This window comes from Pseudomonas sp. MWU13-3659 (assembly GCF_023757525.1).
Classification (GTDB): Bacteria; Pseudomonadota; Gammaproteobacteria; order Pseudomonadales; family Pseudomonadaceae; genus Aquipseudomonas; species Aquipseudomonas entomophila_E.
In genome coordinates this window covers 1-8107 of record NZ_JAMSHW010000063.1, presented here as the reverse complement: position 1 = coordinate 8107, position 8107 = coordinate 1, and the positions used below count along the sequence as shown (strand labels likewise).

1 protein-coding gene is annotated in these 8107 nt (G+C 68.5%); it reads right to left on the bottom strand.

Translation table 11 applies throughout. The features are described 5' to 3' along the window. Positions 1 to 8107: non-ribosomal peptide synthetase (locus tag NGM28_RS28150; protein WP_252092506.1), on the bottom strand; the 8107-nt coding region annotated here is incomplete at both ends.

The window sequence follows — 8107 nt, the reverse complement described above, 5'->3', positions numbered from 1 at the left end:
CACCGAGGCGTCGAAGCTCACCGGGGTCTTGTGCAGCACCGCCCCTGCATCAGGGAGCAACCCGGCGCTCCAGCGCACCAGGTTGACCACGTTGCGGTGCTCGACCATCACACCCTTGGGCACGCCGGTGGAGCCGGAGGTGTAGATCACGTAGGCCAGGTGATCCGAGGTCAGCCCAGGCACCCGAGGGTTGCTGGCCGGCAGCGCCGCCCAGGTTGGCTGGTCGAGGTCGACCAGCGTCGTCGGCGAACCCACCAGATCCCGCGTCTTGCCCTGCACCAGCACCGCCCGAGGCTGGCTGTCGCCGAGCATGTGGCTGATACGCTCGGCCGGATAGTCCGGATCGACCGGCACATAGGCGCCACCCGCCTTGAGAATGGCCAGCAGGCCAACCACCAGCGGCAGGCCACGCTCGACACAGATCGCCACCCGATCATCGGGTTTGACTCCGAGTGCGATCAGGTGATGCGCCAGGCGGTTGGCTTGTTCATTGAGCTGCCCATAGCTGAGCTCACCTTGCTCGACCGTGACCGCTATCGCCTCAGGCGCCTGGGCTTCGATCAGGCCATGAAGCGTCTGCGCAACGTCACGGGATACCTCGGTGCGGTTGCAGTCGAGCAGCAGCCGACGGCGCTCCTCCTCCTGCAACACCGGCAATTGCAGCACCGGCAGCCGCTGCGGCTGGTCCAGCGCCTCGGCCATGCCGAGCAGCACCTGCCCCATCTGCCCGCAGACACGCGCCGCCCCCACGTCGGCCGGGGTCATGGCGACCAGGCGGAAGCGGCCGCCGATATCGTCCACGCTCAGGCTCAGCGGGTAGTTGCTGCGCTCGCTGCTGTCCAGCGTCTCGATGCCCTGCAGGGCCAGGCGCTTGGTCTCGCTCGCCTGGCTGCCGTGGCGGTAGTTGAGCATGGCGCTGAACAGCGGCGCCGGCGCGGCCACGCCGCTGCAACGCTGGGCCAGGGCCAGCGAGGCGTGCTCATGCACCAGCAAGCCGCTCAGGCGCTGCTGGGCGGCCTGGGCCGCTTCGTGCAGGCTCAGGCCCGCCAGGTCCAAGCGCAACGGCAGGGTGTTGATGAACATGCCCAGCGCCTGCTCGGCACCCTCGCCGCCTTCCAGGCGGCCCAGCAGCACGGTGCCGAACACCACGCTGTCACGGCCACTGGCGGCGGCCAGCAGCCGTGCGTAGGCCAGGTGGAACAGGCTGGCGACGCTGATGCCCAGCTGTCGGGCCTGACGCCGCAGGCGCGCGGCGAGGGCGTCGTCCAGCCACAGCTGCGCCTCCTCGATGGCCTGGCCGTCGATCTGCACATCGCCCAGGCCGAACGGCAAGGTCGGCTCGTCGATATCGCCCAGTTGCGCGCGGAAGAACGCCTCGTGCTCGGCCTGGCTGATACCCAGGCGCGCCTGGGCCACATAGTTGCGGTACGGCGCGCCGGGTTCGGCCGGCGCGGGCAGTCCTTGCAGGTTGTTCACCAGTTCCTGGCCGATCACCTCCAGCGCGGTGTGATCGAGGACGATATGGTGGAACTGCAAGGTCGCCAACAGGCCTGCCCCCTGTGGGGCCGGCCAGTGGTACAGGCGCACCAGTGGTGCCTGCGCCAGCCCCAGGGCATGGGGCACCGCCTGCGCGTCGGCCACCGCGAACAGTGCAAGCCGGGCTTCGCGCCAGACCACTTGTACGGGCTGTGGCAAGCCGTCCCACAGCACCGAAGTGCGCAGTGCGTCATGGCGCGCGATGACCTTGTCCAGTGCCTCGGCAAAGGCATTCAGCCGCTCGCGGCTGGCGAAGGCCATTTGCGAGACCAGCACATAGGGATCGTGCTCCGGCGAACTGAGGTGGTGATAAAGGATCCCCTCCTGCAACGGCGCCAATGGGTAGATGTCCTGCACGTTGGCCGCGCCACCCGGTACCGTGGCGACGATCCGGTCGATGTCAGGCTGCTCCAGCGCCACCAACGGCAGCATCGGCGGCGTGATACGCATGCAATCGGCCGCGATGGCGTTGGCCGGCACCTGCACCCGACGGTTCTGGCCCAGCGTGGCTGCCAGCGCCGCCACGGTCGGCTGGCCGAACAGTGTGCGCACGTCGGCCACCAGGCCAGCCTGGCGCAAGCGCGCCGTGAGGCTCACGGCCAGCAGCGAATGGCCGCCCAGTTCGAAGAAGTTGTCGTGACGACCCACCTGTTCGACACCCAGTACCTCGGCCCAGATCGCCGCCATCGCGCGTTCGGTTTCACCCTCTGGTGCGACATAGGCCTGCGCGGCCTGGAGCGATGGATCCGGCAGTGCCTTGCGGTCAAGTTTGCCGTGAGGGGTCAGCGGCAGCGCCTGCAACTGCGTGAAAGCCTGGGGTATCAGGTGCGCCGGCAGGCTGGATTGCAAGCCTTGGCGCAGCGCGTCGACATCGACCGGCGCCGCCTCGGTGAACCAGGCCAGCAGGCGTTCGTTGCGCACCAGCACCACGGCGTCGGCAATACCCGGCTGGGCCTTCAGCGCCGCTTCGATCTCGCCCAGCTCGACCCGTACGCCTCGAATCTTCACCTGGTCGTCGTTGCGCCCCTGGTAATCCAGTGTGCCGTCGGCATTCCAGCGCACCAGGTCGCCGCTGCGGTACATCCGAGCACCCGGTTCACGGCTGAACGAATCGGCGAGGAAGCGTTCCTCGGTCAGGTCGGGACGGTTGAGGTAGCCCCGGGCAACCTGGGCGCCACCGATGTAGAGTTCACCGATCACCCCCACCGGCACCGGCTGACGATGTTCATCCAGCACATAGGCGCGGGTGTTGGCGGTCGGCTTGCCGATATGCAGCGCAGCGCCCGGTTGCAGTGGCCCGGAAGTCGCCACCACCGTGGTCTCGGTCGGGCCGTAGTTGTTGACCAGGGCAAAGCCCGGATCGCGGTCGAACTGGCGCAAGCGGTCACCGCCCACCAGCAGCGTGCGCAGGGTCGGGTGCTGACGCTCGCGGCGCAGCGCCTGCTCGGCTACCGGCGTGGGCAGGAAACTGACCTGCAACGGCTGCTCCAGCCACCAGTCGAGCAGTTCGTCGACGTGTTCGCCGCCGATATGGGCAGGCGGCAAGTGCAGCACCGCCCCGGCGCACAGCGCCGGCCAGGCCTCCCAAGCCATGGCATCGAAACCGAAACCGGCGACGCTGGAGGTAGGGTTGCCCGCCCCCAGCTCAAAGGTTTCGCAGTGCCAATGCACCAGGTTGGCCAGCGTGCGGTGCTCGACCATCACACCCTTGGGTTGGCCGGTGGAGCCGGAGGTGTAGATCACATAAGCCAGCTGGTTTTCGTCCAGCCCCGCCACGACGGGGTTGCTGTCCACTTCAGCGCGCCAGACCTTGCCGTCCAGTGCAACGGTCGCCACCTCGCCCACCAACGCGGCGGTCGACGACTCGACCAGCACCAGCGCTGGCGTGCTGTCGCTCAGCAGGTAGGCAATTCGGTCGGCCGGATAGCCCGGATCGACCGGTACATAGGCGGCACCGGCCTTGAGCGCGGCGAGCATGGCCACCAAGCGCTGCGGACCCCGCTCAAGGCACAGCGCCACGCGGTCGCCACGCAAGACACCGCGCTTGATCAGATGGTGGGCCAGGCGGTTGGCGCGCTGGTTCAGCTCGCCGTAGTTCAGCCGCTGCTCACCCTGCACCACTGCCAGTGCTTGCGGCGCCGCGCTGGCGAAGGCCTCGACCCGCGCATGCACGGTCTGCCCCTGCGGGTACGCCTTGCCGGTGGTATTGAAGTCCTCCAGCACCCGGCGCTGCTCGGCGGCATCAAGGATCGGCAATGCATCGACCCGGGCGCCACCGCCTTGCTCCAGGGCCTGGACCAGTTGCGTCACCGCGCCGGTCATCCAGCCCGCGACCCGCTCGGCACCGATACCGTGCTGGGCCAGCACGCTCAGGCTGAAGCCCTCGCCCAGGTCGTCAACGCTCAAGGTCAGCGGGTAGTTGCTGCGCTCTTCGCCACCGAGCTGGTAGATACCGTGGAAACTGTCGACATCGGCCGCCGCGCCTGCCGCGCTGTGGCGGTAGTTGAGCAAGGCGCTGAACAACGGCGCCGAGGCCGCCACGCCGCTGCAACGCTGGGCCAGTGCCAGCGACGCATGCTCATGGCCGAGCAGGGCCGACAGCCGTTGGTGGGTGACAGCGACTGCCTCGCTGGCGCCCACCGCCGTCTCGATGCGCAGCGGCAAGGTGTTGATGAACACCCCCAGTGCCCGGTCGGCGCCCTCGCCGCCTTGCAGGCGGCCCATCAGCACGGTACCGAACACCACGTCATGCCGCCCGGCCAACACGCCCACCACGCGGGCCCAGGCCAGGTGCATCAGGCTCGCGGCACTGACACCGCGCTGACGCGCCTGCTCGCGCACCCGACGCGCCAGCACCGGGTCGAGCAGGTGCCGCGCCTCTTCGATATCGCCCCCGTCACCCTGCACATCGGCCAGGCCCATGGGCAGGGTCGGCGCGTCGATATCCCCCAACAGGTCGCGGAAGAACGCCTCGTGCCCCGCCTCGGCGGCGCCCAGGCGCACCTGGGCCACGTAGTTGCGGTAAGGCACCGGGGCCGTCAGCAGGTGCCCACGGCCGGCCAGCAATGCCTGCATCTCGTGAACGATCACCTCCATCGCCGTGTGGTCCAGCGCCAGGTGGTGGAAGTGCAGGATCGCCACCACCCGGCGCTGGGCCGGGTCTGCGGCGTAGGTCAGGCGCAGCAACGGCGCGCGGGTCAGGTCCAGGCGCTGGCGACGGGCATCGAAGTGCGCCTGCAAGCGCTCGACCACGGCCGTCTCGCCCAGCCCGGTGACCTCGTTCACCTCCAGCCTGGCCTGGCGCCAGACCACCTGCACCGGCTCGTCCAGCCCTTCCCACACCACGGAGGTACGCAGGATGTCGTGGCGGTCGATGACCTGTTGCAGGACGCCGGCACACGCCTGCAGGCGTGCCAGGTCGTCGAAGGCCAGGCGCGACTGCAACAGGTAGGGGTCGCCCTGCTCGGCGCTCAGGTGGTGGTAGAGGATGCCTTCCTGCAATGGCGCCAGCGGGTAGATTTCCTGCACGTTGGCCGCGCCACCGGGCACCGTGGCGACGATACGGTCGATACTGGCCTGGTCGAGGTCGATCAGGCTGAGCATGTCCGGGGTGATATGGGTTGCGCCCAACGGCACGCGGTTGGCCGGCACCTCCACCTCGCGGCCGCTGCCCACGGCAGCAGCCAGAGCGGCCAGGGTCGGTTGGGCGAACAGCACGCGCACGTCGGCCGTGAGCCCGGCCTTGCGCATGCGCTCGATCAGGCTGACCGCCAGCAGCGAATGACCACCCAGTTCGAAGAAGTGGTCGTGGCGCCCGACCCGCTCGACCTTGAGCAACTCGGTCCAGATCGCCGCCAGGGCAATTTCCACCTCACCCTGAGGTGCCTCGAAGGCGCGGCTGACGACCGACGCGCTATCTGGTTGAGGCAATGCGCGACGGTCGAGCTTGCCGTTGGCGGTCAGCGGCAGCGTATCCAACTGCACATAGGCTGACGGCAGCATGTAGTCCGGCAGCTGGCCTTGCAGGTGCTGGTGCAGTTCGGCGATAGCCTGTTGGCCGGTGAAGTAGGCCACCAGGCGCTTGTCGCCCGGGCTGTCCTCGCGCAGCACCACGGCCACGTCACGGATACCCGCGCACGCCGCCAGGCGCGCCTCGATCTCGCCCAGCTCGATCCGGAAGCCGCGCAGCTTGACCTGTTGGTCGGCGCGGCCCAGGTAGCGCAGGGTACCGTCGGCCTGCCAGCAGGCCAGGTCGCCGCTGCGGTACATCACCCCGCCGTTGAACGGGTCGACCAGGAAGCGCTCGGCGGTCAGCTCAGGCTGGCCGAGGTAGCCCAGCGCCACGCCGTCGCCAGCGATGTACAGCTCGCCCACCGCCCCCACCGGCAGCAACTGCCGACGGGCATCGAGCACATAGCAGCGGGCATTGCCGATCGGCTTACCGATGGGGATGCTGCCCTCGCCCACGCTGACGATCTCGTGGGTGGTGCTGAAAGTGGTGGCCTCGGTCGGGCCGTAGCCGTTGAGCAGGTGTTGCGGCGCGCCGTCTCGCAGCACGCGGGCGATCACTGCCGGGTCCAGTACATCGCCGCCGACCATCAGGTAGCGCAGCCTGCGGAATGCCGGCAGCAGGTCGTCGGCGAACTGATGGAACAGCCCTGCGGTCAGCCACAGCACCGTCACGCCCTGGGCCAGCAGTTCATCGCCCAGGGCCTGGCGCGACAGCACCTGGTCCTGGTCGATCACCACCACCGCTCCACCATTGAGCAGCGGCGCCCACACTTCCAAGGTGCTGGCGTCGAACGCCGGGTTGGAAGCAAACGCCACACGGTCCTGATTATTGAAGTCGGCGAAACCGTTGTTGATGGCCAGGCGCACGATGGCCCGGTGCGGCACCTGCACGCCCTTCGGCGTGCCGGTGGAGCCGGAGGTGTACATGATGTACGCGGCGCTGCCGGCGTCCACCGCCAGGTTCAGGGGCTCGCTCGCATAACGATCCAGGTCGAGCCGGTCCAGTTCGACCCGACGCCCGCCCTCGATCTGCGGCTGATCGCTGTGGGTCAGCAACACCACGGCCTGGCTGTCCGCGACCATGAACGCCTGACGCTCGACCGGCGCATTGCCGTCCAACGGCACGAACACCGCCGCGCATTTGCTCACGGCCAGCTGGGCCGCCAGCAGGTCGAAGGACCGTGGCAGCAGCAAGGCCACCCGGTCGCCAGCCTGCACGCCCAGTTCCAGCAGGTAGCCCGCCAGTCGATTGGCGTGCTGGTCAAGCGCACGATAGCTCCAGTGGCGCTCGCCATGGATGACCGCCAGTGCCTCGGGGCTGAGCTCGGCGCGTACCTCGAACACCCCATGCACAGTCCTGTCGCGCGGGTAGTCACGTCGGGTGTGGTTGAACTGGCGCAGCACCCGCTCGCGCTCAGCCGCAGGCAACGCGACCAGGTTGTGCAGTGGCGTCACCGGCGCATCTTCCAACGCCTGGGCCAGCTGTGCCAGGGCGGCCAACAGCAGTTGGCAGACCAACGTGCCGTCCACTTGCGCCACAGCCTGCACAGTCAGGGAGAAGCCGCTGCCCAGGTCGTCGACGCTGACCACCAGTGGGTAGTTGGTGCGCTCATGGGCGGTCAGCAGTTCGATGCCCGCCCAGGCTTCGTGCTGCTCGCTACTGGCAGTGGCGCTGTGGCGATAGTTCAGCAGGCTGGTGAACAGCGCCTGCGAAGCCGGCACACCGCTGCAGCGCTGGGCCAACGCCAGCGACGCCTGCTCATGGGTCAGCAACTGCGCCAGGCGCTGGTGGGTCAGGCGCACGCCGTCGGCCACGCCGGCGGCATTGACGCTGACCCGCAGCGGCAAGGTGTTGATGAACATGCCCAGGGCCTGCTCAACCCCCTCGCCACCTTCAAGACGGCCCAGCAACACGGTGCCGAACACCACCTCTTCGCGGCCGGACAACTGCGCCAGCACCTGGCCCCAGGCCTGGTGCACCAGGCTGGCGACACTGATGCCCAGTACCCTGGCCTGCGTGCGCAAGCGCTGTGCCAGGGTGATATCGAGCACGTGATGGTGGTCGTGCACCTGGCCGCCATCGCCGCGCACATCGCGCAGGCCGAACACCTGCGTCGGTTCGTCGATATCGCCCAGCAGTGTCCGGAACAGCGTCTCCTGCGCTGGAATATCCGCCCCCAGGCAGGCCTGGGCCACGTAGTTGCGGTACGGTACGCCCGGTTCGGCCGGTACCGGCGCCCCTTGCAGGTAGCCTGTCAGTTCGTGGCCGATCACCTCCATCGCCACATGGTCGAGGACGATATGGTGCAGCCTTATTGCCGCCAGCAGGCCGGGCCCGTTCGGGTCCTGCCAGTGGTACAGGCGCACCAGCGGCGCCTGCGCCAGCGGCAAGCCATGCGCCACTGCGGTCTCATCGGCCACTTCGAACACCGCCAGCGCGGTCCGGCGCCAGACTACCTGCACCGCTTGCGGCAGCCCCTCCCAGAGTACCGAGGTACGCAGCACGTCATGCCGGCCGATGACCTTGTTCAAGGCATCGACGAAGGCTTCCAGCCGTTCA